Below are 2,049 nucleotides of genomic sequence, written 5' to 3'. Positions count from 1 at the left end.
TCCGCTGCGCCGCCGGCCACGGGCCGCTCTCGGCGCGCGAGACAGCGCCGGTCCCGGGGCCGGGCGCGCGCCGTCCGGCGGCGAGCTCGGCTTAGACGCAGTCGGGTGGCCCCGGGAGGTTGCCCTCCCGGGGCTCCCACGGATCCGGACATGCAGATGTCCCGCATCCGGCTCTTCGGTTCACGGCTTCGCTGCGGACCGGTAGATGCTATGGACCGCGACCGGCGGCGGGAGCGGGTAGCGCTCCAGCAGCCGTTCGAACCGCGGCCATGGCATCGTCGTGCGTCGCGAGCGACGGTCCAGCCACTTGCGCCATACACGGCGGAGTTCGTACGAGAAGCGAGAGAGTGCACGGCTATTTCCGGTGATGCCGAAGTAGCCGTAGTGCCCCCTGAGCATCTGCACGAGCCGGCGGTGCTGGTCGGCGATCTTGCGGTGCATATGAACCCGGCACCATTCGCCGACGCGTCTGAGCGCCCGGCCGAACCGGCTGGAGGCCGTCTTCTGCTTCACCACCCAGTAGCCACGCCGACTTCTCGCCCAGTAGTGCGTGAAGCCGAGCAGGTCGAAGCTGCCTGGCTTCGATCCACCGCCTGGTCCCTCGCCGGCGGTTGGCCGACCGAAGGGCACGAGGCGCGTCTTGTCTGGATGGAGCACCAGGCCGTACCTGCCGAATCGCTTTGGCAGGACGTCCAGGACTCGGCGGGCGTCATCTTCGGACGAGAATGCCAGGACAGCGTCGTCCGCGTATCGGATGAGAAAGGCGCGACCGTGGAGCCGCGGCTTCACCTCCGTCTCGAACCACCTGTCGAGCACCTCGTGAAGGTAGACGTTCGCCAGAAGCGGTGAAACGACTCCGCCCTGTGGCGTTCCAGCATCGGGGTGCATGAGGATCTCGCCCTCGAGCACGCCGGCCTTCAGCCACTTGTTGATCGTGCGACGCAGGACTCCGTCCTGCACCCGCTGATCGAGGAAGCTCCGAAGGTGCGCATGGTCCAGGGTGTCGAAGAAACTCTGGATGTCCACCTCCAGCACCCAACCACCATTCATCTCCATGAGTCCGTCGCGAAGCGCCTGGAGAGCGTCGTGCGCCGACCGCGCCGGCCGGAATCCATACGAGCAGCCAAGGAAGACCTGCTCGTACACGGCCTCAAGGACCATCGTGACCGCCCTCTGGAGGAGCTTGTCCTCGAAGGTCGGGATGCCGATGGGGCGCGTCTTCGTTCCGTCGCCTTTCGGGATGTGGACGCGTCGGACTGGAGGGGCCTTGTACGTGCCCGACTTGAAGCGATCGAGCAGGTTGCGAAGATTCTCGTCGAGCTTCTCCGCATAAGCCGCCGCCGTCTCGCCATCCACGCCGACGGCCCCATCCTTCCGGGTCCGCCGGTACGCTTCTCGGAGAAACTCGACGTCGATGTGGTGGGCGAGTGTGGTGAGCGCCGTCGGCGTCCTCCTCGCCAGCTCCGCTATCCGTTGCAGTCTCGTGGAGATGTCCAGAGGGCTCTGGGTCCCCGTCATCGTTCCCTCCAACGGTTCCGTGTAACCGGCTCCCCCTTCCCTCCGCCGGGTCCCTTTGAGATGGTTCCCCGGCTTCGTCGGTACGATGAGGAGCTGCGACTTCCTGCCGCCCATCCCGCCGCGCTTCGTTGCCTTCGCTTGGCGGTACCTGCGTTGCGCTCGCTTCTTCGCTCCCGCGCGCGCGGAGCGCTGCGCTCACGGGCCTGGGCTTTTTCACCGGATGCCCAACCGGACCCACGACAGGAGACGACAGGATCTCCCAGGTTCCTGGCGAACCCACCGTGCACCCGCCCCGCTCTATGACCCCGGCGGGACCCTCGTGGCAGGCCATCGCGCCACGTCGGTGCTGCCTGCGCATCAGCATACTGCGCAGGCTCCCGCTACTTTCCGCTTTCGAGGCTCGATCACGCGGCAGTTACACTCCCTGTGTACGCCTCGCAGCACCGGTTACCCGGTCGCCACGCAACACTCGGTTCCGGGTGGTGGCCAACCTTTCCCGGGCAGGAATCTCCGCCCTGCAGGGTTCGTCCG

1 protein-coding gene is annotated in these 2,049 nt (G+C 66.8%); it reads right to left on the bottom strand.

Annotated features, from left to right (window positions below):
* Positions 1-180: 180 nt before the first annotated feature.
* Positions 181-1,518, bottom strand: coding sequence for a group II intron reverse transcriptase/maturase (gene ltrA / locus VFW45_09930; protein ID HEU5181102.1), 1,338 nt, complete (start codon positions 1,516-1,518; stop codon positions 181-183).
* Positions 1,519-2,049: the final 531 nt, after the last annotated feature.

It is taken from the genome of Candidatus Polarisedimenticolia bacterium (assembly GCA_035764505.1).
Taxonomy (GTDB): domain Bacteria; phylum Acidobacteriota; class Polarisedimenticolia; order Gp22-AA2; family AA152; genus AA152.
This window is presented reverse-complemented; position numbering and strand designations above follow the sequence as displayed.